Annotated in this window: 24 protein-coding genes; 19 read left to right on the forward strand and 5 right to left on the reverse strand. The window is 33.8% G+C overall.

Translation table 11 applies throughout. From position 1 onward, the window contains the following. Nucleotides 1-14: 14 nt before the first annotated feature. Together V6624_RS08770 and V6624_RS08775 are read right to left on the reverse strand one after the other, a co-directional pair. A complete protein-coding gene (locus tag V6624_RS08770; protein ID WP_111286249.1) occupies nucleotides 15-362 on the reverse strand; it encodes a toxin-antitoxin system YwqK family antitoxin in 348 nt (115 codons plus the stop codon). A 210-nt stretch (nucleotides 363-572) separates the two neighbouring features. Beyond that, nucleotides 573-1568 carry a TlpA disulfide reductase family protein gene (locus V6624_RS08775; RefSeq protein WP_338841573.1) on the reverse strand — a complete coding sequence of 332 codons (996 nt, stop codon included), beginning with the start codon at nucleotides 1566-1568 and terminating at the stop codon, nucleotides 573-575. A 156-nt stretch (nucleotides 1569-1724) separates the two neighbouring features. On the opposite strand from V6624_RS08775, the gene aspS reads away from it, so the two are divergent. The 18 genes from aspS to V6624_RS08865 all read left to right on the forward strand — a co-directional run bounded on the left by aspS (nucleotide 1725) and on the right by V6624_RS08865 (nucleotide 21906). Beyond that, entirely contained in the window at nucleotides 1725-3476 is a 1752-nt protein-coding gene (aspS, locus tag V6624_RS08780) for an aspartate--tRNA ligase (RefSeq protein ID WP_338841574.1), read from the forward strand. A gap of 310 nt (nucleotides 3477-3786) precedes the next feature. Then, on the forward strand, nucleotides 3787-3981 hold the full coding sequence (locus V6624_RS08785; protein ID WP_007137066.1) for a cold-shock protein: 195 nt from the start codon (nucleotides 3787-3789) through the stop codon (nucleotides 3979-3981). A 242-nt stretch (nucleotides 3982-4223) separates the two neighbouring features. Further along, the gene (locus V6624_RS08790) at nucleotides 4224-4589 is read left to right on the forward strand and encodes an NADH-quinone oxidoreductase subunit A (protein ID WP_095929654.1); all 366 of its coding nucleotides are present in this window, start codon (nucleotides 4224-4226) and stop codon (nucleotides 4587-4589) included. 157 nt (nucleotides 4590-4746) lie between these two features. Then, nucleotides 4747-5295, forward strand: coding sequence for an NADH-quinone oxidoreductase subunit B (locus tag V6624_RS08795; RefSeq protein WP_111286255.1), 549 nt, complete (start codon nucleotides 4747-4749; stop codon nucleotides 5293-5295). 1 nt (nucleotide 5296) lies between these two features. Beyond that, complete coding sequence (locus V6624_RS08800; RefSeq protein ID WP_111286257.1) at nucleotides 5297-5818, forward strand: NADH-quinone oxidoreductase subunit C; 522 nt, start codon at nucleotides 5297-5299, stop codon at nucleotides 5816-5818. A gap of 21 nt (nucleotides 5819-5839) precedes the next feature. Next, a complete protein-coding gene (locus tag V6624_RS08805; protein ID WP_095929651.1) occupies nucleotides 5840-7078 on the forward strand; it encodes an NADH-quinone oxidoreductase subunit D in 1239 nt (412 codons plus the stop codon). Between the two features lie 198 nt (nucleotides 7079-7276). Beyond that, entirely contained in the window at nucleotides 7277-7807 is a 531-nt protein-coding gene (locus tag V6624_RS08810; RefSeq protein ID WP_232677658.1) for a complex I 24 kDa subunit family protein, read from the forward strand. A 1-nt stretch (nucleotide 7808) separates the two neighbouring features. Continuing rightward, nucleotides 7809-9179: an NADH-quinone oxidoreductase subunit NuoF gene (gene nuoF, locus V6624_RS08815; protein WP_338841578.1), complete on the forward strand. Its 1371-nt coding sequence runs from the start codon at nucleotides 7809-7811 to the stop codon at nucleotides 9177-9179. 93 nt (nucleotides 9180-9272) lie between these two features. Further along, complete coding sequence (locus V6624_RS08820) at nucleotides 9273-10301, forward strand: 2Fe-2S iron-sulfur cluster-binding protein (RefSeq protein ID WP_091490522.1); 1029 nt, start codon at nucleotides 9273-9275, stop codon at nucleotides 10299-10301. A gap of 6 nt (nucleotides 10302-10307) precedes the next feature. Next, the gene (nuoH, locus tag V6624_RS08825) at nucleotides 10308-11360 is read left to right on the forward strand and encodes an NADH-quinone oxidoreductase subunit NuoH (protein ID WP_338841581.1); all 1053 of its coding nucleotides are present in this window, start codon (nucleotides 10308-10310) and stop codon (nucleotides 11358-11360) included. An 86-nt stretch (nucleotides 11361-11446) separates the two neighbouring features. Continuing rightward, entirely contained in the window at nucleotides 11447-11992 is a 546-nt protein-coding gene (locus V6624_RS08830) for a NuoI/complex I 23 kDa subunit family protein (RefSeq protein ID WP_111286267.1), read from the forward strand. Beyond that, nucleotides 11993-12532: an NADH-quinone oxidoreductase subunit J gene (locus V6624_RS08835; protein WP_111286269.1), complete on the forward strand. Its 540-nt coding sequence runs from the start codon at nucleotides 11993-11995 to the stop codon at nucleotides 12530-12532. It abuts the gene before it with no gap. Next, nucleotides 12532-12852 carry an NADH-quinone oxidoreductase subunit NuoK gene (nuoK, locus tag V6624_RS08840; RefSeq protein WP_008466103.1) on the forward strand — a complete coding sequence of 107 codons (321 nt, stop codon included), beginning with the start codon at nucleotides 12532-12534 and terminating at the stop codon, nucleotides 12850-12852. The genes V6624_RS08835 and nuoK overlap by 1 nt, the downstream gene beginning before the upstream one ends. Before the next feature lie 6 nt (nucleotides 12853-12858). Then, on the forward strand, nucleotides 12859-14742 hold the full coding sequence (gene nuoL, locus V6624_RS08845) for an NADH-quinone oxidoreductase subunit L (protein ID WP_111286271.1): 1884 nt from the start codon (nucleotides 12859-12861) through the stop codon (nucleotides 14740-14742). A 10-nt stretch (nucleotides 14743-14752) separates the two neighbouring features. Continuing rightward, nucleotides 14753-16192 carry a complex I subunit 4 family protein gene (locus tag V6624_RS08850; protein ID WP_111286273.1) on the forward strand — a complete coding sequence of 480 codons (1440 nt, stop codon included), beginning with the start codon at nucleotides 14753-14755 and terminating at the stop codon, nucleotides 16190-16192. A 66-nt stretch (nucleotides 16193-16258) separates the two neighbouring features. After that, nucleotides 16259-17650, forward strand: a complete 1392-nt coding sequence (locus V6624_RS08855) for an NADH-quinone oxidoreductase subunit N (RefSeq protein ID WP_338841585.1) — start codon at nucleotides 16259-16261, stop codon at nucleotides 17648-17650. 163 nt (nucleotides 17651-17813) lie between these two features. Continuing rightward, the gene (locus V6624_RS08860) at nucleotides 17814-18584 is read left to right on the forward strand and encodes a Bax inhibitor-1/YccA family protein (protein ID WP_338841587.1); all 771 of its coding nucleotides are present in this window, start codon (nucleotides 17814-17816) and stop codon (nucleotides 18582-18584) included. Nucleotides 18585-19044: 460 nt separating this feature from the next. Further along, nucleotides 19045-21906 (forward strand): T9SS type A sorting domain-containing protein, encoded by a 2862-nt coding sequence (locus V6624_RS08865; RefSeq protein ID WP_338841588.1) that lies wholly within the window; start codon nucleotides 19045-19047, stop codon nucleotides 21904-21906. 61 nt (nucleotides 21907-21967) lie between these two features. On the opposite strand, the gene V6624_RS08870 is transcribed toward V6624_RS08865, so the two are convergent. Together V6624_RS08870 and V6624_RS08875 are read right to left on the reverse strand one after the other, a co-directional pair. Further along, nucleotides 21968-23521: an aldehyde dehydrogenase family protein gene (locus V6624_RS08870; RefSeq protein ID WP_338841589.1), complete on the reverse strand. Its 1554-nt coding sequence runs from the start codon at nucleotides 23519-23521 to the stop codon at nucleotides 21968-21970. Between the two features lie 67 nt (nucleotides 23522-23588). Then, nucleotides 23589-24212, reverse strand: a complete 624-nt coding sequence (locus V6624_RS08875; RefSeq protein ID WP_162614948.1) for a hypothetical protein — start codon at nucleotides 24210-24212, stop codon at nucleotides 23589-23591. A gap of 114 nt (nucleotides 24213-24326) precedes the next feature. Here V6624_RS08875 and V6624_RS08880 point away from each other — a divergent pair, with 114 nt between their 5' ends. Then, nucleotides 24327-25283: an MBL fold metallo-hydrolase gene (locus tag V6624_RS08880; protein WP_111286285.1), complete on the forward strand. Its 957-nt coding sequence runs from the start codon at nucleotides 24327-24329 to the stop codon at nucleotides 25281-25283. 124 nt (nucleotides 25284-25407) lie between these two features. Here V6624_RS08880 and V6624_RS08885 read toward each other — a convergent pair whose 3' ends face one another. Beyond that, nucleotides 25408-25947 (reverse strand): 3-hydroxyanthranilate 3,4-dioxygenase, encoded by a 540-nt coding sequence (locus V6624_RS08885; RefSeq protein WP_111286287.1) that lies wholly within the window; start codon nucleotides 25945-25947, stop codon nucleotides 25408-25410. Between the last annotated feature and the right edge of the window lie 98 nt (nucleotides 25948-26045).

The following is a 26045-nucleotide window of genomic DNA, read 5'->3' on the forward strand; positions in this document are numbered from 1 at the left end:
GAAATTGTAATTAATTAATTTCTGTTAGCTACAGCGTTTTTTTGCATATTCTTAACTGAACTTACTTTACTGTCAACATAGGCTACTTCAGTAAGATTTTTTTCATTGAAAAACATCCATTTTCCAGTTTTCAAACCTTCTGTATACTCCCCTTCTACAGTTTTATTTCCTCTTTCATCATAAGATACCCAAACACCGTCTAATTTTCCATCCTTAAAGAAGCCTTCCTGCTGTATTCTTCCGTTGTTATAATAATAAGTAGCTTTTACTTTATTTCCAACAACTTCTAATTCAGGTTTACCTTCCTGTGCTGTTAAAATTCCTGAGAATAACACAGCCGCTAAAATCACACACTTTTTCATATCTTTAGGTATTAAATGTTATCAAATCGTTATCAAATGTAATCAATAATTTACATTAAAAAAACTTTTACTTAACAATTTGGTAACATTGGATAAAAACTTAACATTGGAAAAGTGTATAAAACAAAAAAACCAGCGCTGAAGCACTGGTTTTGCTGGTATTTTTTAAAAACCGTATTTTTACTATAACGTTATAATTTCGTAAACTTTTTAGTTCAACAATGAGTTAAGTTGCTTATCAAGTTCAGGATCAGATGGTCTAGGTGCATCCGATTTTACAACATTTCCTTTTGGATCAATCAAAATAAATCTCGGAATACCTGTTACACCGTAATTTACAACAAATTCAGATTCCCAATCTTTATCTGCAAAAAGCTGTGTTCCTCCAAGTTGTTTATCTGTCACAAATTTTTTCCACTTTTCATTGTCTTTCAACTTATCAATAGAAATACTCACAAATTCGATGTTTTTTCCGTGATATTTCTCTTCAATTTTTTGCAAATAAGGAATTTCAGCTCTACAAGGCGCACACCAAGTTGCCCAAAGATCAATGTAAACATATTTACCTTTTAAATCAGAAAGCTTTGTTTTTCCTCCTTTATAATTTTCATAGTCAAAATCTGGAGATGCCTTTCCAACCATTTTATTTGCTTTTACAGCTCTTTCGTATTCTTCGGCTGCGTACTGATGAAAACTTTCAAAACTACTTTTCAAGGCAGTTTTAAATTCAGGAGCGAAATCTCCTTTTTCAAGACTTTCTGTATCAGCTTTTAATTTACCATCAAGTAAAGCAGTGAATTCTGCAGATTCTTTTGCAAAAGCGTCTTTCTGAAAATTTTCATCTTTTAAAGCTTGCTGTGCCAAAAAGTTACTTTCGTTTACTCCTTTACCTTTATATACAATCGTTTCATCAAATTCTTTGGCATTCATTGTCAAATTGACTTCAGAATTTGGTTTTAAATATAAATTAGAAGATTCTGTTCCGTCAGAAAACACATAAAAACCTTGTGGAGCATCAAAAGTTGCTGCAAAAACTTCCTTTTTATCAATTGGAATAACTTGTCTGAAATTATTTTTTCCTTTAATCACTAAAGTATCGCTGTTTCTGTTGGCGATTTTAGCACTGAATTTAATTGAATTCTTGCCTTGACCTATAACATTCAAGACATTAAATATTACCAAACCTGCAACAAGGAGTTTCTTCATGGGTATTAAAATTAGTTTTTAGAGAATCAAAACTAAAAAATTAATGCTTCGGAATTTCACAATTAACAATTTATTTGAAATTATTCTGAATCAACTTATCACTTTACTATATTATCTTGAATTTTGTATTTACTTTTGCAGTCTAAAATTTTGATTATGTATAGAAGTCATAATTGTGGCGAATTAAACGCTTCAAATATTAATACCGAAGTTACACTTGCGGGCTGGGTTCAAAAATCACGTGATAAAGGATTTATGAATTGGGTCGATCTACGCGACCGTTATGGAATTACACAACTTATTTTCGACGAAAGTCGTACAGATAAAACCGTTTTTGAATTAGCTAAAACTCTTGGAAGAGAATTTGTAATTCAGGTAAAAGGAACTGTTATTGAGCGTGAAGCTAAAAACAAAAATATTCCAACGGGTGAAATCGAAATTTTAGTTTCTGAATTAACGATTTTAAACTCTGCATTAACTCCTCCATTTACAATTGAAGATGAAACTGACGGTGGAGAAGACATCAGAATGAAATACCGTTATTTGGATATCAGAAGAAATCCTGTAAAAAACAGTTTGTTATTCCGTCACAAAGTGGCAATGGAAGTTCGTAAATATCTTTCTGATTTAGATTTCTGCGAAGTTGAAACACCTTATTTAATTAAATCAACTCCAGAAGGAGCAAGAGATTTTGTTGTACCAAGCCGTATGAACGAAGGTCAGTTTTATGCATTGCCGCAATCTCCACAAACTTTCAAACAGCTTTTGATGGTTGGAGGAATGGATAAATATTTCCAAATTGTGAAATGTTTCCGGGACGAAGATTTACGTGCAGACCGTCAGCCAGAGTTTACTCAGATTGACTGCGAAATGGCATTTGTGGAGCAAGAAGATATTTTGAATATTTTCGAAGGATTGACAAGACATTTATTAAAAGAAATTAAAGGTATTGAAGTAGATAAATTCCCAAGAATTACTTACGACTATGCCATGAAAACATACGGAAACGACAAACCGGATATTCGTTTCGGAATGAAATTTGGAGAATTAAACGAATTTGCACAACACAAAGAATTCCCTGTTTTCAATGCAGCTGAATTAGTTGTCGGAATCGCTGTTCCTGGAGCTGGAAATTACACTCGTAAAGAAATCGACGGATTAATTGACTGGGTTAAACGTCCTCAAGTTGGTGCATCTGGAATGGTTTACGTAAAATGTAACGAAGATGGAACATATAAATCATCTGTAGATAAATTCTACAACCAAGATGATTTGACAAACTGGGCAAAAGCAACAGAAGCAAATCCTGGAGATATGATTTTTGTTCTTTCTGGTCCAGCAAACAAAACAAGAGCTCAACTTTCTGCTTTACGTATGGAATTGGCAACTCGTTTAGGATTGCGTAATCCTGAAGAATTTGCACCTCTTTGGGTTGTAGATTTCCCATTATTAGAACTTGACGAAGAAAGCGGTCGTTACCATGCGATGCATCACCCATTTACTTCTCCAAAACCAGAAGATATGGCTTTACTAGAAACAGAACCTGGAAAAGTCCGTGCAAACGCTTATGATATGGTTTTAAACGGAAACGAAATTGGAGGTGGATCTATTCGTATTCACGATAAAGCGACACAACAATTAATGTTCAAATATTTAGGATTTACTGAAGAAGAAGCAAAAGCGCAATTCGGATTCTTAATGGATGCTTTCCAATTTGGAGCACCGCCACACGGAGGTTTAGCTTTCGGTTTAGACCGTTTAGTAGCTATTTTAGGCGGACAAGAAACAATTCGAGATTTCATTGCTTTCCCTAAAAACAATTCTGGACGCGATGTAATGATTGATGCTCCAGCTGCAATTGACGATGCACAATTAAAAGAATTACGCATTAAAGTAGATATTGCCTAAATTGAAGTAATTTTTCTAATAAAAACTCAAAAAGCCGTTGAAAATTCAACGGCTTTTATATTTTAACAAAATGTTAGGAAAAATCTTAAATGCATATTTTTTTAAATTATCAAATTCCTACAATTGCATCATTTTTATATTCTTACAATTAATGATTCTCAAATTAAGGTATTTTATAAACAAATTGATGCAATAAACCACGTAAAAACACTGTAAATCAATAATTTTTACAAAAAATTAACACGTACATGTCTTTTGTATGAATTTATATGTTACATTTGTTTCATTATAAATTATTATTACAATTACAATGCGTACAGGTACAGTAAAATTTTTCAATGAATCTAAAGGTTATGGATTCATTACAGACGAAGAAACAGGAAAGGACATCTTCGTTCACGCTTCAGGAATTAACGCGGAAGAATTACGCGAAGGTGACCGTGTAAGCTACGAAGAAGAAGAAGGAAGAAAAGGGAAAGTTGCTGCTAAAGTAGCAGTAATCTAAGAAAAATATAGCAATTTATTTTTTTTGCCTCTGAATGGTCTCAGAAGACGTCCCGAAGTATCGGGACGTTTTTTTTTGCTCAAATCTTAAAAAAATATTAAAATAACACCATGTTATTTATAATCAATAAAAATTACGCATAAACACGGTTTCACCCCTCACTTAAATCCTTTTTTAGCTTGTGTTTTACAGAGTTCCAAGCTATCTTTGTGGCTCATTTTTTAAGTATAAAATCGAAGTTTATGCAATCTGATCAATACAGTTACATTCCTATTTTAATGCAGTTTATTCTAGCTGTTGGTTTTGTGGTAGGAACAATCATTATTTCTGGAAAATTAGGCCCTAGAAGAACCTCTGAAGTTAAAGATAAAAACTTCGAGTGTGGTATCGAATCTGTTGGTAACGCCCGTATTCCTTTTTCTGTAAAATACTTCTTAGTAGCCATTTTGTTCGTATTGTTCGACGTAGAGGTAATTTTCCTTTACCCTTGGGCAGTAAACTTCAAAGACTTAGGAATTGAGGGAATGTTAAAAATGTTAGTTTTCATGTCTCTTCTTTTAGTTGGTTTCTTTTACATCATCAAAAAGAAAGCATTAGAGTGGGAATAATTTAGAGATTTTAGATTTTAGATTTCTAATTTTAGATTTAACCGATTTAGAATTAAAATTTAAGATTTAATCCTCAACTAAAAACTGATTTAAAAAATTGACTTTATTTTTTATGATTTCAAAAATCTAAAATCTAAAATCAGAAATCTAAAATAAAATGAGCGATTCAAAAGTAAATATGGTTGCGCCGCCAGAAGGAGTCACTGGTGAAGGTTTCTTCGCTACAAAACTTAGTGATGTTGTTGGTTTAGCAAGAGCTAACTCGTTATGGCCGCTTCCTTTCGCGACTTCATGCTGTGGTATCGAATTCATGGCAACAATGGCATCTCACTATGACTTAGCTCGATTTGGTTCTGAGCGTGTGAGTTTCTCGCCTAGACAAGCCGATATGTTATTAGTAATGGGAACTATTTCTAAAAAAATGGCTCCAATTTTAAGACAAGTATATGAACAAATGGCTGAGCCTCGCTGGGTAATTGCTGTAGGAGCATGTGCTTCTTCAGGAGGAGTATTTGATACGTATTCTGTTCTTCAGGGAATTGATAAAGTAATTCCTGTTGATGTTTACGTTCCTGGATGCCCACCAAGACCAGAACAAATTGTTGATGGAGTAATGAGACTTCAAGACCTGGTAAGAAGTGAATCTGTAAGAAGAAGAAGCTCTCCAGAGTACCAAGAATTGTTAGCTTCATATAATATCTCATAAAATGGCTTTAGAAAATACCCTGATTCAAGATAAACTTATAGAAACATTCAACAACGATGTTTTCAATTTTCAGCAAGAAAGAGATATTTTTTCTTTAGAAGCTTCAGCTGATAAAATTACAGCGTTGATTCTATTCCTTAAAAACGATCCAGAATTAAAATTTCATTTCTTAACTGACTTATGCGGTATTCATTACCCAGACAATGAAAGTGAACGTCAGTTTGCAGTTGTTTATCATCTACACAACTGGTACGAAAACAAAAGATTGAAGATCAAAGTTTATCTAAACGGCGAAAAACCAGAAATCAAAACGATTTCAAATATTTTCCTTTCATCTAACTGGATGGAAAGAGAAACTTTCGACTTCTATGGGATTGACTTTAAAGGACATCCTCAATTGAAACGTATTTTAAATATGGATGAAATGCAGTCTCACCCAATGAGAAAAGAATTCCCATTGGAAGACAGCGGAAGAACTGATAAAGACGACAGATTCTTTGGAAGAACAACAACAAATTGCTAAAAAATAATTCAACATTATAAAATGTCAGAACTATTATTACCACCAGAGCATCGTTATGCTAAAATAATTAAGGAGAGACTAAACGAAGACGGAAGCGAACTTTCTGTACTGAATTTAGGTCCGACTCACCCTGCAACGCACGGTATTTTCCAAAATATCTTGTTGATGGATGGTGAAAAAATTCTTGAGGCTGAGCCAACTATTGGTTACATCCATAGAGCATTCGAAAAAATTGCCGAAAATCGTCCTTTTTATCAAATTACACCTCTTACAGACCGTATGAACTATTGCTCCTCTCCTATTAATAATATGGGATGGTGGATGACAGTAGAAAAACTATTAGGTATTGAAGTTCCAAAAAGAGCACAGTATTTAAGAGTTATCGTTATGGAGCTGGCTCGTATTACTGACCACATTATCTGTAATGGTATTTTGGGTGTTGATACTGGTGCGTATACTGGTTTCTTATACGTTTTTCAATTTAGAGAAAAAATCTACGAAATCTACGAAGAAATTTGTGGAGCTCGTTTGACTACAAATATGGGAAGAATCGGTGGTTTTGAAAGAGACTGGTCTCCAGAAGTTTTCAAAAAACTAGATAAATTCCTAGAAGAATTCCCACCAGTTTGGCAAGAATTCCAAAACTTATTCGAGAGAAATAGAATTTTCCTTGACAGAACTGTAAACGTTGGTGGCATCACTGCTGAAAAAGCAATGGCTTACGGATTTACAGGTCCAAACTTACGTGCTGCTGGAGTTGATTACGATGTACGTGTAGCACAACCTTATTCATCTTACGAAGATTTCGATTTTATTGTACCTGTTGGAAAATCAGGAGATACTTACGATCGTTTCTGTGTTCGTAATGCTGAAGTTTGGGAAAGTTTAAGCATTATTCGTCAGGCGTTAGAAAAAATGCCTCCAGGAAACGAATATCATGCTGAAGTTCCTGATTACTACCTTCCTCCAAAAGAAGATGTTTACACTTCTATGGAATCTTTAATTTATCACTTTAAGATTGTAATGGGAGAAGTTCCTGTACCAGTTGCAGAAATCTATCACCCAGTAGAAGGAGGAAATGGAGAGCTTGGTTTTTATTTAGTAACAGACGGAAGTAGAACTCCATATAGATTACATTTCAGAAGACCATGCTTTATTTATTATCAAGCATTTCCAGAAATGATTAAAGGCGCTATGCTTTCTGATGCAATTATCATTCTATCGAGTTTGAACGTAATTGCTGGAGAATTAGACGCTTAAAAGATTGTTGATTTTAGATTTTAGATTTTAGATTGCTGATTGAGAATGCAGATTTTAGAATTTAGGTTTAAAATTATAATTAGGAATTGAAAAATTCAGATTGAAGAATCTAAAACTTAAATAATGATTGAAGAATCATAGATTGTAGATAAAGATTAAAAAAATCTAAAATCTAAAATCTAAAATCTAAAATTAAAAATGGAACGTAAACATTACAAACAAGAAATAAACATGACTGAGGCATTGATCGCTCGTATCAATGAATTGATCAGTCATTATCCAGAAGGTAAACAAAAATCGGCTTTATTGCCTGTTTTGCACGAAGTTCAGGATGCACATAACAACTGGCTTAGTATTGAATTGCAAGATAAAGTTGCCGAGATTCTTCAGATAAAACCAATTGAGGTTTATGAAGTGGTTACTTTTTATACCATGTTCAATCAAAAGCCAATTGGTAAGTACATGTTTGAGTTTTGCCAGACTTCTTGCTGTTGTTTAAACGGTGCCGAAAATTTAATGGATTACACTTCTGAAAAATTAGGCATTAAAATGGGTGAAACTACCGCAGACGGAATGTTTACCATTGCTGGTGTAGAATGTTTAGGTGCTTGCGGATATGCTCCAATGATGCAATTAGGCGATTTCTACAAAGAGAAATTGACAGAAGAAAAGATCGATCAGTTAATCGCTGATTGTAAAGATGATAAAATAATATTACACGATAAATAAGATGTCACAAAAAATATTATTAGATAAAATCAATATTCCTGGAATCAAAACCTATGAAGTTTATCGTCAAAATGGCGGATACGCTTCTGTAGAAAAAGCTTTAAAAACACTTACTCCAGACGAAGTTACTGAAGAAGTAAAAAAATCAGGATTACGTGGTCGTGGTGGTGCAGGTTTCCCTGCCGGAATGAAATGGAGCTTTATTGACAAAAAATCAGGAAGACCTAGACACTTAGTTTGTAATGCCGACGAATCTGAGCCTGGAACATTCAAAGATAGATTTTTGATGGAATATATCCCTCACTTATTGATCGAGGGAATGATTACTTCAAGCTACGCTTTGGGCGCTAACCTATCTTACATCTACATTCGTGGAGAATATATGTGGGTTTTCAAAATTTTAGAAAGAGCAATCGCCGAAGCAAAAGCTGCCGGATGGTTAGGAAAAAATATATTAGGAACAGGTTATGATCTAGAACTTCACGTTCACTGTGGAGCTGGAGCTTATATCTGTGGAGAAGAAACAGCATTAATCGAATCATTGGAAGGTAAAAGAGGAAACCCTCGTATTAAACCACCTTTCCCAGCGGTTTCTGGTCTTTGGGCAAATCCAACTGTGGTAAACAATGTTGAAACTATTGCGACTGTGCCTTGGATCGTAAACAATTCTGGAGACGATTATGCTAAAATTGGTATTGGACGTTCTACAGGAACTAAATTAATTTCTGCTTCTGGACACATCAAAAATCCTGGGGTTTACGAAATTGAATTAGGTTTGAGTGTTGACGAATTCATGAATTCTGATGAATATTTAGGAGGAATGTCTTCTAACCGTCCATTAAAAGCATTTGTACCTGGAGGTTCTTCTGTGCCAATTTTACCTGCTGAATTAATTTTCAAAACAGCAAATGGCGAAGACCGTTTAATGACTTACGAATCTCTTAGTGATGGTGGTTTCGCTACTGGATCTATGTTAGGTTCTGGAGGATTTATTGTTTACAACGATACTGCTTGTGTTGTTAGAAACACTTGGAACTTTGCTCGTTTCTACCACCACGAATCTTGCGGACAATGTACACCATGTCGTGAAGGAACAGGATGGTTAGAAAAAATCTTATGGAGAATCGAAAACGGTCAAGGCCGTGAGGAAGATATAGAATTATTGTGGAGTATTCAGAGTAAAATTGAAGGAAACACAATTTGTCCGCTTGGTGACGCTGCTTCTTGGCCAGTAGCTGCAGCAATTCGTCACTTTAGAGATGAGTTCGAATATCACGTTCGTTTCCCAGAAAAAATCAAAAATAGAGATCACTTTGTTGCCGAGCCTTTCTCACAAGTTAAGCATTTAGTTGGCGGTAAAGTAATCGTATAAAAATAAAAAGCAGAAAGTTATAAAGTTCATAATGTTAAAAAGGACAGCAATTCTTTTCAATATTCCGACTTTCAACATTCAAATCATAAAGAGATGAAAGTAACCATAGACGGTCAAAGTATAGACGTAGAACCAGGAACAACGATCCTGCAGGCTGCACGTATGATTGGTGGAGATTTAGTTCCGCCTGCCATGTGCTATTACTCAAAATTAAAAGGCAGCGGCGGTAAATGTCGTTGTTGTTTAGTTGAAGTTTCTAAAGGAAGTGAAGCTGACCCACGACCAATGCCAAAATTAATGGCATCTTGTGTAACAGGATGTATGGATGGTATGGAAGTAAACAGTAAATCGTCTGCAAGAGTAACTGAAGCCCGTAAATCTGTAACAGAATTTTTATTAATCAATCACCCATTAGATTGCCCTATTTGTGATCAAGCTGGTGAATGTGATTTACAGAATTTAAGTTTTGAGCACGGAAATCCGAAATCACGTTACATCGAAGAGAAAAGAACATTTGAACCAGAAGATATTGGTCCAAATATTCAACTTCACATGAACCGTTGTATTTTATGCCAAAGATGTGTGCAAGTTGCAGATCAATTGACAGACAACAGAGTTCACGGAGTATTAGATCGTGGTGACCACGCTAATATTTCAACTGGAATTTCTAAAGCAATCGACAATGAGTTTTCTGGGAACATGATTGACGTTTGTCCTGTTGGAGCTTTAACAGATAAAACTTTCCGTTTTAAATCAAGAGTTTGGTTTAACAAACCTTATAACGCACACAGAGAATGTACAACTCCAGGATGTTGCGGTAAAACTACCGTTTGGATGTTTGGTGGAGAAATTCAGCGTGTAACTGGTCGTAAAGACGAGTACCATGAAGTGGAAGAATTCATTTGCAACAGCTGTCGTTTTGATCATAAAGATGTGAATGACTGGGTAATTGAAGGACCAAGAGAATTTGAAAAAGATTCTGTTATCAACCAAAACAATTACACTCAAAAATTAGAGAAAGTTACAATCGATACAGAAAAGAATATCCTTTTAGGTAGAGATATTGACCGTAAAAAGATTAGTATGGCTGCAATTCCATTAACTGATAAAGATCAAAAATAGTAAGAAATGGAAAGTGCATTTATTATAGAAAAAAGTGTTGTTATTGTTGTCGTTTTTGCGGTAACAATGATCATGGCGATGTATTCTACTTGGGCAGAACGTAAAGTTGCTGCTTTCTTGCAAGATCGTGTTGGACCAAACCGTGCTGGATGGGGAGGTTTATTACAACCACTTGCAGATGGTATGAAATTATTCTCTAAAGAAGAATTTTTCCCAAACACACCAAATAGATTTTTATTCGTAGTTGGACCTGCAATTGCAATGAGTACTGCTTTAATGACTAGTGCTGTAATTCCGTGGGGAGATCGTTTGCATCTTTTCGGAAGAGACATTATTCTTCAAGCTACAGATGTAAACATTGCTTTATTATACATTTTCGGAGTTCTTTCTGTTGGAGTTTACGGTATCATGATTGGTGGATGGGCATCTAACAACAAGTTCTCTTTGATGGGAGCTATTCGTGCCGCTTCTCAAATGGTTTCTTACGAGGTTGCAATGGGATTATCAATAATTGCTTTATTGATGATGACTGGAACAATGAGTTTAAAAGAAATTTCATTACAGCAGCAAGGAATGAATTGGAATGTTTTTTATCAGCCATTATCATTCTTAATTTTCTTAATCTGTTCATTTGCAGAAACAAACAGAACTCCTTTCGATTTGGCAGAATGTGAAAACGAATTAATTGGAGGTTACCATACAGAATATTCATCTATGAAAATGGGATTCTATTTGTTTGCTGAATATGCAAGTATGTTTATCTCTTCTACTATTATTTCTGTATTATTCTTTGGTGGATACAACTACCCAGGAATGCAATGGATGGTAGAAAATGTAGGTGTAAATACAGCTAACTTATTAGGAATTGGAGCATTATTTATAAAAATATGTTTCTTCATTTTCTTTTATATGTGGGTACGTTGGACAATTCCAAGATTTAGATATGACCAATTAATGCACTTAGGCTGGAGAATTTTAATTCCGCTTTCGATCGTTAATATCATGCTTACAGGTATTGTAATATTAAGACACGAAATCTTAGCAGCTTTAGGGTTCTAAGAACTGTAATTAGCTTCAAATAAAAACAAAATAGATTTTGAATTTGATCGATTTCAAATTATAAATCATAAACTATAATAGTAAAAATGTCAATAGAAACTATATCATTATCGGGTAGAAAAAAGGTGGTGTCAAATAAAGACATGTCTTTTGTTGAACGATTGTATCTTGTGGCGATTGTAAAAGGTTTAGTTATTACAGTAAAACACCTTTTCAGAAAAAAAGTTACCATTCATTACCCAGAGCAGGTTCGTGAAATGAGTCCTGTTTATCGTGGTCAACATATGTTGAAACGCGACGAACAAGGCCGTGAAAACTGTACTGCTTGCGGATTATGTGCTTTATCATGTCCTGCTGAGGCAATCACTATGAAAGCAGCAGAACGCAAACCTGATGAAAAGCATTTATATAGAGAAGAAAAATATGCAGAAATCTACGAAATCAATATGCTTCGTTGTATTTTCTGTGGTTTATGTGAAGAAGCTTGTCCAAAAGACGCTATTTACTTGACAGAATCTAAAGTATTAGTTCCTGCTAACTACAATAGAGAAGATTTCATTTTCGGGAAAGATAAATTAGTAATGCCTTTAGAAATGGCTTTGAAAAACGCTCAACTTAAAAACGCTAACTAAATGATACATATCCCTGATTTTGCACACGCAACAACTGTTCAAATTATCTTTTGCTTTTTAGCGTTTATTACCGTTATTACTGCTTTCTTGACTATTTTCAGCAGAAACCCGATTCATAGTGCCATCTATTTGGTAATCTGTTTCTTTTCTATCGCTGGTCATTATTTACTATTAAATTCTCAGTTCTTAGCTGTTGTTCATATAATAGTCTACTCCGGAGCTATTATGATCCTGTTCCTGTTTACCATCATGTTGATGAACCTGAACGAACAGCGAGAAGTTCACCGTCCTAGAATTACACGTTTAGGCGCTATTGTTTCCTTCTGTTTAATATTAATTGTTTTGATTACAATTTTTATTAATTCAAAACCAATTGTAGGTGAATACGATTCTACTGGAGAAGATTTCCAATCAATTAAAGTTTTAGGTAAAATATTATTGGACGAATATATGGTTCCGTTCGAGTTTGCTTCGATCTTACTTTTGGTTGCTATGATTGGAACAGTTCTATTGTCTAAAAAAGAAAAATTAAATAAATAATGGGTAATATATTAAATCAAATAGGTATTGAAAACTACATCTTTTTGAGTGTTGTACTTTTCTGTATTGGTATTTTTGGTGTATTGTACAGACGAAATGCTATTATCGTTTTCATGTCTATCGAAATTATGTTGAATGCGGTAAACCTTTTATTTGTTGCTTTTTCAACTTATCATCAAGATGCGCAAGGACAAGTTTTTGTGTTCTTCTCGATGGCGGTTGCTGCAGCCGAAGTTGCGGTAGGATTGGCCATTTTAGTTTCTATCTTTAGAAATATCGGATCAATTAGTATCGATAATTTAAAAAATTTAAAAGGATAATCAGAAATGGATACCAATTTAGCTTTAATTTTAGTTTTAACTCCTTTACTAGGTTTTCTAGTAAATGTCTTTTTTGGAAAAAGCTTAGGCAAAACAGTTTCTGGTGCAATCGGAACTATTGCCGTAGCAATTTCTTTTGTAGTTTCTCTTTTACTTTTTAATCAAATAACTTTAACTGGAAAAGGAATTCAAGTTACTTTATTTGATTGGATTCAAATTAGCAACTTAAAAATCAATCTTGGATTTTTATTAGATCAATTATCTGTTCTTTGGTTACTTTTTGTAACTGGAATTGGATCTTTGATTCACTTATACTCTATCAGTTACATGCATGATGATGAAAACATGCACAAGTTCTTCTCTTATCTGAATTTGTTCGTTTTCTTTATGATTACACTTGTAATTGGAAGCAACTTATTAGTTCTTTTCATAGGATGGGAAGGTGTTGGACTTTGTTCTTACCTATTAATTGGATTTTGGCATAAAAACCAAGATTACAATGATGCTGCGAAAAAAGCTTTCATCATGAACAGAATTGGAGATTTAGGTTTATTAATCGGAATGTTTATCATTGGTTCAATGTTCTCAACATTAGATTATGCAACTTTAAAAACGGCAATTGCTGGAGCTTCTAACTTAAATTTACCATTACTTTCTTTAGCTGCTTTATGTTTGTTCATTGGAGCTTGTGGTAAATCTGCTCAAATTCCGTTATACACTTGGTTACCTGATGCGATGGCTGGACCAACTCCAGTTTCTGCTTTAATCCACGCGGCTACAATGGTAACTGCTGGCATCTTTATGGTAACAAGATTAAACTTTGTTTTCGACCTTGCAACTGATGTTCAATCTGTAATTGCAATTATTGGAGCAATCACTTCATTAGTTGCGGCTACAATCGGATTGGTTCAAAACGATATCAAAAAAGTATTGGCTTACTCTACAGTTTCACAATTAGGTTTAATGTTTTTAGCATTAGGATTTGGAGCTTATGAAGTAGCCGTTTTCCACGTAATCACTCACGCTTTCTTTAAAGCTTGTTTATTCTTAGGATCTGGATCTGTAATTCATGGATTACACGGAGAGCAAGATATGCGTAACATGGGAGGTTTGCGTAAAGCGATGCCAATCACATTCTGGACAATGCTAATTTCTTCATTAGCAATTTCTGGAGTTCCATTCTTCTCTGGATTCTTTTCTAAAGATGAAATTTTATTGACAGCTTTCCACCACAGTATTCCATTATACGTTGTTGGTTCGATTGCTTCAATCATGACAGCTTTTTATATGTTCCGTTTAATGTTCTTAACTTTCTTCAAAGAATTTAGAGGAACGGAAGAGCAAAAACATCATTTACACGAAAGTGGTTCATTAATTACTATTCCACTTATCATATTAGCCATTTTGGCAACTTTTGGCGGATTGATTAGTTTACCCGGAAACAGCTGGTTAAATGAATACCTTTCTCCTCTTTTCACAAAAGTAGCAGGAGAAGAACACCATTTAGGTACAACAGAATACACTTTAATGGGTGTTGCAGTTTTAGGCGGATTACTTGGAATTTTAATTGCTTACGTAAAATACTTCAAACAAGATAATGTTCCAGAAACTGATGAAAACATTACTGGTTTAAGCAAAGTGTTATACAACAAATATTATGTAGACGAAATTTACGATGCTGTATTTGTAGCGCCTGTTAATAGTCTATCTAAATTTTTTAGAGATTATATCGAAACAGGATTATCTTCTCTTGTTTTTGGATTAGGTAAAATAGCAAACGAAATTGCTTATCAAGGAAAAAAATTACAAACTGGAAGTATAGGATTATATCTATTTGTTTTTGTCTTAGGACTTTGTGCAATTGTTTCTTATATATTTTTAGCTCAATAATATTATTACTATGAACGTTTCTACTATATTAATTATACTTTTAATTGGTGCATTTGCCACTTATTTTTCTGGTGACAAACTAGCTTCGAAAGTTGCTTTACTTTTTAGTTTAGCGGCTTTAGGATGTTCAATTGTATTATTGAATAATTATAACGCTGGCGAAAATATCAGCGTAATTAACAGCTGGATTACACAGCCAAAAATTTCTTTCGCTTTAAATGCAGACGGACTTGGACTTGCAATGGTTTTATTAACTGCAGCTTTAACTCCGATTATCATATTTTCTTCTTTCGGAAATGACTATAAAAATGCCAAAGCTTTTTATGGACTAATCTTGTTTATGGCTTTTGCTATGACTGGAACTTTCTTAGCTGCTGATGGTCTTTTATATTATATTTTCTGGGAGTTAGCGCTTATTCCTATTTACTTTATTGCTTTGATTTGGGGTAATGGCGATGCTGAAGAACGCAGAAAAGCAGTGGTTAAATTCTTTATTTATACACTAGCTGGTTCGTTATTCATGCTAACTGCTTTTATTTATTTATACCAAAAAGCTGGTTCTTTCTTAATCGAAGACTTATATAAAGTAAACTTATCAGCTTGCGAGCAATTCTGGATTTTCTTGGCTTTCTTTTTAGCTTATGCTATCAAAATTCCAATTATTCCTTTCCACACTTGGCAAGCAAATGTGTACCAAAAAGCACCGACAGTTGGAACAATGCTTTTATCTGGTATCATGCTTAAAATGGGATTATACAGTGTGCTTCGTTGGCAATTGCCACTTGCGCCAATCGCAGCAAAAGAATACATATATATCTTTATTGCTTTAGGAATTGCAGGTGTTATCTACGGATCTATCGTTGCATTAAGACAAAAAGACTTAAAGAAACTATTAGCTTATTCTTCTCTTGCTCACGTTGGTTTAATCGCTGCAGGATCGTATACTTTAACTCTTGATGGTTTAAGAGGTGCGGTTATGCAAATGATCGCTCACGGTTTTGTTGTGGTTGGATTATTCTTTGCTGCTGAAGTGATTTTCAGAAGATATGAAACTAGAGAAATTGAAGAAATGGGCGGAATCCGTACGCAGTCTCCAAAATTCACATCAATGTTTTTAATCTTAGTATTAGCTTCTGTTGCATTACCAAGTACATTTAACTTTGTTGGAGAGTTTACAGTATTATACAGTTTATCTCAAATCAATATTTGGTTTGCTATTCTTGGCGGAACAACTATTATTTTGGGAGCTTACTATATGTTAAGAATGTTCCAACACGTAATGTTAGGTGAAACTAATTCTAAAACTTTCGCTGATGTTACACTTAACGAAGGAATTTCATTTGTGGTAATTATCGCTGTTTTATTGTTCTTCGGATTCTATCCAAAACCTATTACAGATTTGATTACACCTAGCTTGGAAAACATTTTACAAGTTATCAATAAGAACTAATATTTTAAACAAAAAATAAATTAGGATTACATTTAAAAATTGAAATCCTAAATCAAAAAGATAAAAATGAATACATTAATAGCTATAACAGGATTGGGTATTTTCTGCCTATTGTTTGAAATTCTTAATTTAAGAAAGGCGATCGTTCCTATTACCATTTTGGGTTTATTAGGCGTATTGGCACTTAATTACTGTGAATTTGGAGCAGAACAAAGTTATTACAACAATATGATAGCAGTGAGCAAGTTTTCTACAGCTTTTTCATCATTGTTTATCGTTTTGACCATTTTCCTTGTAGCATTAAGTCATAATTTTTACCAAAATCATCCATCGAAAATTTCAGATTATGTTGCCATTAAGGTTTTCTTACTAGCTGGAGCGGTTGCAATGGTTTCTTTTGGAAACTTAGCAATGTTCTTTTTAGGAATTGAAATCTTATCTATCGCTTTATATGTGCTTGCTGCAAGTGATCGTTTGAATATCAAAAGTAACGAAGCGGGTATGAAATATTTCTTAATGGGATCTTTTGCTTCTGGAATTATTTTATTCGGAATCTGTTTAATTTACGGAGCAATGGGAAGTTTTGACATTAGTGAAATTCACGAAAGTGCTTTATCAGCAGAATTACCTATTTGGTTTCCAATTGGACTAATTTTAATGATTATCGGAATGCTATTTAAAGTAGCAGCAGTTCCTTTCCACTTCTGGGCTCCAGACGTTTACGAAGGTTCTCCAGCTTTAACAACTGCTTTAATGAGTACATTAGCAAAAGTAGTAGCAATTGCAACTCTATTTAAGCTGATTGCTGGCATGAATGTTATTTCTTCTTTAGAAAATCAAGACCTTTTACATACGTTTGAAGTAATTGTGGTTATTATTTCTATTGCTTCAATGTGCGTTGGTAATATTATGGCATTGAGACAAGTAAACGTAAAACGTATGCTTGCTTTCTCTGGAATCTCTCACGCAGGTTTCATGTTAATGACATTATTAACTGTTTCTGCTTCAGCTGGGGTTTTATTATATTATACTGCTGCTTATGCATTAGCAGGAATCGCAGCTTTCAGTGTAATTTTATATGTATGCAGAGATCAAGATAATGAGGATATTACAAACTTCCACGGTTTAGGAAAAACAAATCCGCTATTGGCTGCAGTTCTTACTGCTTCATTATTATCAATGGCTGGAATTCCTATTTTCTCTGGATTCTTTGCTAAGTTATTCTTGTTCAATCAAACTATTCAAGCAGGATACATTGGTTTAGTAATCGTTGCCGTAATCAACTCTATTATTAGTGTTGGATATTATTTCAAATTAATCATTGCAATGTATTCTAAGGAAGCTAATCAGGAAAGAACGGGAAGACCATTCCTTATCTATGCTACAGCTATAGTATCAATTGTTTTAAACATTGCTTTAGGTTTATTCCCATCATTAGTTTTAGACTTGTTGAAATAAGATTATTTTAATAATTAAAATATTCGAAAATCCATTAAATCAGTTTTAATGGATTTTTTTTATGCCTTAAATAAAGAACAGAAATTCATGTTAAAAAATTCTTTCCTAAGGTTGCACTTCAAAAAATCTCCATATATTTGAATTCAATTAAATGTAGTAAAATATGAACTTTAATTCAAAAAATCCATTTTTAAACAGTAAGCGTTTTTCATCAAATGCTGAACCAAGAACTGAAGTACACCAAGCTCAGATTATTGATTACAATCAAGAAATGACGGTGTCTGGAACAATCAACAAAACAGCTATCTTATTTCTTATTTTATGCGGTGCTGCTATGGTAACATGGTGGATGGCTTTTAATGGAATGAATCCGATGTTACCTACAATTGGAGGTGTAATTATTGGTTTTATTTTAGTATTAGTTTCTTCATTCAAGCCACAGTTATCTCCTTACCTAGCGCCAGGATATGCTTTATTCGAAGGATTGTTCATAGGAGGTATTTCTGCAATATTTGAATTAAAATTTCCAGGAATCGTAATCAATGCTGTTGGTGCAACTCTTGTTACTTTCTTGGTTTGTCTTGGTTTATACAAATTTAGAATCGTTAAAGTTACAGAACAATTCAAATCTGTTGTTGTTGCGGCAACATTGGCAATTGCGACTTATTATTTAATTTCTTGGCTTGTATCAATGTTTACAAGCTGGACGCCTGTTCATTACGGAAATTCTATGATGAGTATTGGTATCAGTGTTTTTGTGATCATTATAGCTGCTCTTAACCTTTTCTTAGATTTTGATTTAATCGAAAAAGGTGCAAGAGAAAAAATGCCAAAATTTATGGAATGGTACGGAGCTATGGGATTAATGATCACATTAGTTTGGTTGTATATTGAATTCTTAAGACTTTTATCAAAACTTTCTAGTAAAGACTAAAAGTCTCTTTTAAATAATCCAGAAGCCTTTTTGAGTAAAATCAGAAAGGCTTTTTTTTATGTTTATACACTACTTTTTTAATCATAAGAGTAAAAATCAAATTTAAAACTTCTAAGAATTATCTGTTATTCAAAATTCAAAAAGAATCTATTTCTTACAAAAATTTAAAATGTAATTTATGTAATTAAAAAAAATTACAAATCTTCTAAATTCTTCCTAGACAAATCTTAAAATTATCAAAAGCTAGGAAAATACGGCTTTCCTCAAACAAAACAAAATGTGTAATAAATTACAATTAATGCAATTAGTTGCATTTTTAACATTTTAAAAGCCAAAAAAATTAAGTATATTATTTTTTTTAGTAAAAAAATTACGGTATTAAAAATTAATATATAATTTCGTGTAATCGATTACAATTAAACCACTTACTTAATTTATTAACTATCTTAAACAAACACTTATGAAAAAAAACCTACTTTTCGTAGCTGTCTTTCTTATGACAGTTCAGTTATGGGCCCAAACCGTTCAAATTAACGAAGCTTCTGGCTGGCTTGAGTCCGTTTTTGTAAAATGGCAACCTGTGAGCGGAGCACAAACCTACAATGTTTATTACACTGGCAATGGATTTACAGACAAAAAAATAGATGACCAGCTTATTAGAAGTTATGGTTCTTATTTTCGTGCTGACATTCCAGGTCTAAAAGCGGGAACTTACACTGTAAAAGTAAAACCAGTCGTAAATGGCACTGAAGGGACTGGAGCTACAACTGGTAATCTAACTGTAGCAGCGCAAGACAGAAACGGATTTGCTTTTGAAGGTGGACGTGTGCCTGGAGGATACAAAGCAGACGGAACTCCAAAAGATAATGCGGTAATTCTATACATTACCCAAAATACAAAAAACACTATTTCAATGAATATTACGGGTGCAAGTTCAAATCCGTGCATTGGTTTACAAAATATTCTTTACGCTATCAAAAAAGGGAAAGACACTCGTCCATTCATCATTCGCTTAATCGGAAATATCACTGATATGACTGTTATGGAAGGTGGCGATGTTGTGATTGAAAACGCAAACAACGCTTCAAGCTACGTTACAATTGAAGGTATTGGTAACGATGCCGTTGCAAATGGATGGGGAGTTAGATTGAAATCGGCTTCAAACATAGAAGTAAGCAATATAGGATTTATGAACTGTGATAGTACTGCAGGTGATAACGTAGGAATGCAACAAGATAATGATCACGTATGGGTTCATAACTGCGATTTATTCTACGGAAATGCAGGAAGCGACGCCGACCAAATAAAAGGTGATGGAGCATTAGACAATAAAACTTCAACATATATCACATTATCGTACAACCACTTTTGGGATAATGGAAAAGCTAGCCTTTTAGGTTTAAGCGAAGGAACAACCTCTGGCTTATATATAACTTATCATCACAACTGGTTTGATCACTCAGATTCACGTCATCCACGCGTGCGTTATTATTCAGCACATATTTATAACAATTACTATGACGGAGTTTCTAAATATGGAGCTGGCTCAACTATGGGATCTTCACTTTTTGTTGAAGGAAATTATTATAGAAACAGTAAACACCCAATGTTAACTTCACTTCAAGGTTCTGATATTTGGGATGAAGCCAACCAAGTTAACAATGCTGGAACGATGGGAACATTTTCTGGAGAAGCTGGAGGAAGTATTAAAGCTTATAATAATACTTTTGATGCTTCAAACGGAACAAATAATATGCGTTTCGTAGCTTATAACGATCCTAATCCATTATATAATATTTCAGGGAAAATTAGCTCTACAACAGATTTCGATGCGTATGTGGCAACTACAAGAGGAGAAGTTGTAAGCAGTTCTGTAAAATCGAAATCAGGCGCTAATGTTTATAACAATTTTGACACGGATGCGAATTTGTATGTGAAAAATTTAGTAATTGATGATCCTGCTACAGCTAAAACTAAAACAACACAATACGCTGGACGTATTTCTGGAGGTGATTTAAAATGGACATTCAACAACGCTACAGACGATACTTCTTCTTTAGTTATTACAGCATTAAAAACAGCTCTTACAAACTATACTGGAACTCTAGTTTCTGTACAAGGAGAAGATAATCCACCTGCTGGAACGCAGACCCTAACTTTGACTTCTGCATCAAACAATAATCAAACAGTTGCAAGCGGTACCGCTATTTCCTCAATTGTGTTTACATGGGGCGGTGATGCTACTGATGCGACTGTAACAGGATTACCTGCATCTGGATTAACTTTTGTAAAAAATACTACAGCTAAAACTATAACTATTTCAGGTACGCCAACTGCAACAGTTTCGTACTCTATTGCAACTTCTGGAACTAGTGGTTCCCCAGCCACTGGTTCAGGAACTGTAACGGTTACTGCTGCAGGAAATCAAACTTTGACTTCTACTGGCAACAATAGCCAATCCGTTTCATCTGGAACAGCCATAGGTTCTATTGTATTTACTTGGGGTGGAAATGCTACAGATGCAACTGTAACTGGATTACCTGCTTCTGGATTGTCTTTTGTAAAAAACACAACGGCAAAAACTATAACTATTACAGGAACTCCAACAGCAAATGTATCTTATTCTGTAACAACATCAGGAACTGCAGGAACGCCTGTAACTGCATCGGGAACAATAACGGTTACAACAGGCTCAACTGGCGGATCTGAGCTTCATAACTTTACAACCTCTGGAAAAACAAGTACTTTCTATGCTATTACTGGAAATATGAATTCTACTCCTGGATCTGTAACCTACAACGGATTAACATTGACAGAGCGTTTAAAAATAGAATCAAGCACATCAATAACGTATACAACAACTAGTGCATCAACTTTAACTTTGGTTTTCGATTCAAGCTTTACAGGAACTATTAAAGTAGATAATGTTTCCTATACAGCATCTGCCGGTATTGTAACTGCTTCAATCGCTGCTGGTTCTCATACCATAACAAAAGGTTCTGTTGCTAATTTATTCTATATTAGCACAGTATATAGCGGAGGAACTGCAAAAATGGCTGTAACAACTGATTTAGCAGTAACAGAAACTACTACAGAAACTTCGAAAATAATTTTATATCCAAATCCAGTTTCAAGCACTTTATATTTATCAGATGCCGAACAAAAAGTACAAAAAATACTTATTTACAATATTTCTGGAAATCTAGTAATCACTTCTGGAAAATCTGAAAGCATCGATACGAGCAGTTTAATTCCTGGAACTTATCTAGCAAAAATTTATACTGTTGATGGATCATTTAACCAAACTCTTATAAAAAAGTAAACCTAACTTAACTAAAAAGGCTTCCAAATTTGGAAGCCTTTTTTATTTCAGATAACATGAATTACAAATCAAACTTAATTCCCTGCGCAAGCGGAAGATTTGTTGTATAATTGATTGTATTTGTTTGACGTCTCATATAAATTTTCCAAGCGTCAGAACCTGATTCACGTCCGCCTCCAGTTTCTTTTTCACCGCCAAAAGCACCACCAATTTCAGCTCCAGAAGTTCCGATGTTTACGTTTGCAATTCCGCAGTCAGAACCTATTGCAGATAAAAATCTTTCGGCTTCGCGTAAATTATTAGTCATAATTGCAGAAGATAATCCTTGTGCAACTCCGTTTTGAATTTCGATGGCATTCTCTACCTCTCCAGAATATTTAATTAAATATAAAACGGGAGCAAAAGTTTCATGCTGTACAATTTCAAACGAATTTTCGGCTTCTGCAATTGCAGGTTTTACATAACATCCACTCTCGTAACCTTGTCCCGAAAGTACTCCTCCTTCTACTAGGATTTTTCCTCCTTCGGTTACTACTTTATTTAAAGCTGCTGCATACATTTCGACTGCATGAGTATCAATTAGCGGTCCAACATGATTATTTTCGTCAAGCGGATTTCCGATTCGTAATTGCTTATAAGCCGCAACCAAAGCATCTTTTACTTTATCATAAATACTTTCGTGAATGATCAATCTTCGAGTTGAAGTACAACGCTGTCCAGCCGTTCCAACAGCGCCAAAAACTGCACCAATAACAGTCATTTTTATATCTGCATCTGGAGTAACAATAATAGCATTATTTCCTCCTAATTCTAATAATGATTTTCCTAGTCTTCCTGCAACAGTTTGTGCTACGATTTTACCCATTCTAGTCGAACCAGTCGCAGAAATAAGCGGAATACGCGTATCTGCTGTCAATAATTCTCCTATTTTATAATCTCCATTTATTAAACACGAAATTCCTTCTGGAAGATTGTTTTCTTTAATAACTTGAGCAATTATATTTTGGCAAGCAATACCGCAAAGAGGTGTTTTTTCAGAAGGTTTCCAAACGCAGACATCTCCTGAAATCCATGCTAAAGCTGTGTTCCAAGACCAAACTGCAACAGGGAAATTAAACGCCGAAATAATTCCAACAATTCCCAACGGATGATATTGTTCATACATTCTATGACCAGGTCTCTCTGAATGCATTGTTAATCCGTGAAGCTGACGAGATAAACCTACTGCAAAATCACAGATATCAATCATTTCCTGAACTTCTCCAAATCCTTCCTGCAATGATTTCCCCATTTCATAAGAAACCAATTTTCCAAGAGCTTCTTTATTTTGTCTCAATTTTTCTCCAAACTGACGTACAATTTCACCACGTTGTGGTGCTGGAATCAATCTAAAAGTTTTAAATGCTTCTGCAGCGGTTTGAATTGCTTTTTCATAATCTGCAGCTGTTGACATTTTTACCGAAGCAATTAATTTTCCATTAACTGGCGAATAACTTTCTAGAATTTCCCCAGAAGAAAAATTATTAATTCCTGTCGATGTTCCTTCATTTATTGTTTTGATGCCCAATTTTTCAAGAGCTTCCTTCATTCCAAATTGCGATGCTATTGTTGTCATTGTAACTTTTTTAGTTAAAATTGTTATATTTTTATGTAAAGATATTGTTTTAGAATTGAATTATAAATTAATTATTCCTTTTAAAACTTCTTTTGTTTTTGAAAAATGATATAAGAAGAATTACAATAAGAATAAAGCTTAGTAATGATAAAATATAAATTGTTAAATCTTTTCTTTTTAATTTTTCTTGAAATGAATTTTTGACTAAATCTATTTGATAGTCAAGGTCATTACGAAGTTTAGAAACTTTAACTTCGTTATCGTTTAAATAGGCTTTGTTCAACTTATCTAAGACTGATAATTCTTCTAAATCAACATTTTTCAACAAAGCTGTCCTAGAACACATTGAACTACTTAATACATAATTACTGCGATTAGAATAGATTAGATATTCTTCCCCAATATTGAAATAATTATCACATGATCCTGAACCATTAGCCAATAGATCTCTATACTCATAACCAGGGAAAATTTCTCCTTTATATGATTTACTAATTTTTACAGAAAAAACATAAACTTTTTGTCCATAACTTCCATACAATAAACTGTCTACTTTAACAATTTTTCCAATAAAAACCTGATGGGCTAGCTCCCAATTTTCTTTTATTGATGGTTTTCCTGAGCAATCACAGCAATATACTTCTGAGCTCATTAAAAACAAAAACAGTATAAACAGTACCTTTTTAATCATCCTATAAATCTTTAGCTAAATGTAAATTTAGGATTAATTAAAATGATTTTTTCCAAAATTGAGTGCTTTATTTCTCTTTATTGATGAAATTTGCAATTCTAATTTTTTTTGAACATGAATAATTTCTATCGCCTTTTTCTTTTTATAATTTTAATGTCATGGAATGTTTTTCCTCAAAAAGCAAAAACCTCTTTTTCTGTAGTTCCATTAGGCGTAATGGGTGGTATTGATGAAAAAAATCTTTCGGCTTATTTAATAGCTCCATCAAATACAACTGATTATATCTGTCTTGACGCCGGAACTGTAAACGCCGGAATTGAAAAAGCTATTGAAAAGAAAATTTTTAAAGTTTCGACAAGCGAAGTTTTACGAAAATACATCAAAGGATATTTGATTTCTCATGCACATTTAGATCATGTATCAGGTTTGATTATCAATTCTCCTGCTGATTCTTCAAAAACGGTTTATGCCACAAATAAATGTATGGAAATGATGGAAAACCATTATTTCAACGATCAGACTTGGGCAAATTTTGGAGATGCCGGTCCAGGTTTTCCTTTAAAAAAATACCATTTTCAAACTTTAAATCTGACTGAAGAAACTCCTTTAACTAATACTAAAATGACGGTTAAAGCCTTTTCTCTTAGCCATGTTAATCCGTTTGAGAGTACTGCTTTCTTAATTAAAAACAACAATGATTATGCTTTGTACTTAGGTGATACAGGACCAGATGAAGTAGAAAAAAGCAATAATCTTCGTGATTTATGGACAGCCGTTGCGCCATTGGTTAAAGAAAAACAATTAAAAGGGATTTTTATCGAAGTTTCTTTTCCGAACGAACAGCCGGATAAATTTTTGTTTGGTCATTTAACTCCAAATTATTTAATGAAAGAACTTCATGTTCTAGAGGATTTAGCAGGAAAGGGGTCTCTTGAAAACTTTAAAATTATCATAACACATTTGAAACCTCCAGCAAAGAATATTGCAAAAATTAAAGAGCAGTTAAAAGCTCAAAATGATTTAGGATTGAAAATTATTTATCCTGAGCAGGGGAAAAAGTTTGAGTTATAATTTTATTCTGCCACAGATTTTTAGGATTAAAGGGATTTCTTCATAAATCCTAAACGATAAACATTATTAAACCCGACAGGTTTTTGAAACCTGTCGGGTTTCGTATTTCTATCAAAATAAAATATTATTTCTTCGCCACAAATCTAGGATCAGTTTCCATAACAGTTCCACAATTATCGCAGGTTCTTAATTCTTCTGAATTGTAAAAATGCTCAAAATGAGGTAGAAAATCTTTCTCTATATTATGAAGTTCAAAATACACTTCATATAATTTATGATTGCAGTTATCGCAATGCCAAAGCAAACCATCTGTAAAACCTTGTCCAGCACGTTTTCTTTCTATAACAAGTCCTATTGAACCTTCTGAACGAACAGGAGAATGTGGCACTTTTGCAGGATGTAAATACATATCGCCCGCATTTAATTCCATTTCTTTACGCTGTCCATCTTCCTGAATTATAACTTTTATGCTTCCTTCTAACTGATAAAAAAGCTCTTCAGTTTCGTTATAATGATAATCTTTTCGAGCATTTGGTCCCGCTACAATCATTACAATATAATCTCCAGAATCTACATATAGGTTTTTATTTCCAACAGGCGGTTTAAGTAAATGACGATTTTCATCAATCCATTGGGTCAGGTTAAAAGGTTTTGCTATAGCCATTTTTTAAATACTAAATTTATGAATAGCTAAGGTAATGAAAAGTATTCAGTCGCAGTTGCAGTTTTCAGTTTTGCTGAGACTAATTGCTCTGGCTGAAA

The sequence above is a fragment of the Flavobacterium ginsenosidimutans genome (assembly GCF_037478105.1).
In the GTDB taxonomy this organism is placed as follows: domain Bacteria; phylum Bacteroidota; class Bacteroidia; order Flavobacteriales; family Flavobacteriaceae; genus Flavobacterium; species Flavobacterium ginsenosidimutans.